General features: G+C 73.2%; 2 pseudogenes. Both read left to right on the top strand.

Annotation, left to right across the window (positions count from 1 at the left end):
• Nucleotides 1–412 (top strand): annotated as a pseudogene (locus G7A99_RS22465) (hypothetical protein); the annotation flags it as partial.
• A 37-nt stretch (nucleotides 413–449) separates the two neighbouring features.
• Nucleotides 450–769, top strand: a pseudogene (locus G7A99_RS22460) (transporter); the annotation flags it as partial.

Genomic DNA, 769 nt, shown 5'->3' with positions numbered 1-769 from the left:
GGACTACCCCGCCGGCGGCCCCCGCGTACACCAGCTCGCGGCCTGGCTCGCCGGGCACGCGCCGCCGGGCGGCGCCAGCAGCGAGCCAGGCTACCGCCTGGCCCTGCACTGCACCGAGCAGACCGCGGAGCCGGCGAGTGCGGGCCACTGGCGCCAGGCCTTCGAGGCCATGGGCATCGCGGTGGAACCGGTGGCCACCGGCTGCTGCGGCATGGCCGGGACCTACGGCCACCTCGCCGAGCACGCGGACACCAGCCGGTGGCTGTTCGAGGAAAGCTGGCGGCCCCAGGTGGCGGCGGACGACCCGCGGGCGCTGCTCGCCACGGGCTATTCCTGCCGCTGTCAGACGCAGCGGCTCGCCGGCACCCGCCCGCCCCATCCGGTGGAGATCATGGCGGCCCGGTTATCCTAGACCGGGCCGCGGTTAACCAGCGAAGAGGAGAGCCTCCATGACTACCCGATCCCAACGCACCCGCCGCCTGCTGAGCGGCCTCGTCGCCGCCGCCGTGATCGGCGTCTCCGGCATCGGTCACGCCGCTACCACCATCCGCCTGGGCTGGACCACCGCGGACAGCGAGGTCGACCCCTACGCCATCGCCGCCCACTACTTCGCCGAGGAGCTGGAGTCCGCGGCACCGGGCGAGTTCGACGTCAAGTTCTTCCCCAACCACCAGCTCGGCAACGACACCGAGATGCTCCAGGGCATGCAGCTCGGCACCCTGGACGCCGGCGTGATCACCGGCACCCAGGTGGGCACGCTGGAGCCGGC

The sequence above is a fragment of the Arhodomonas sp. KWT genome (assembly GCF_010993615.1).
Note: the sequence above shows the minus strand (reverse complement) of the source record. Positions and strands in the feature narration are given on the sequence as shown.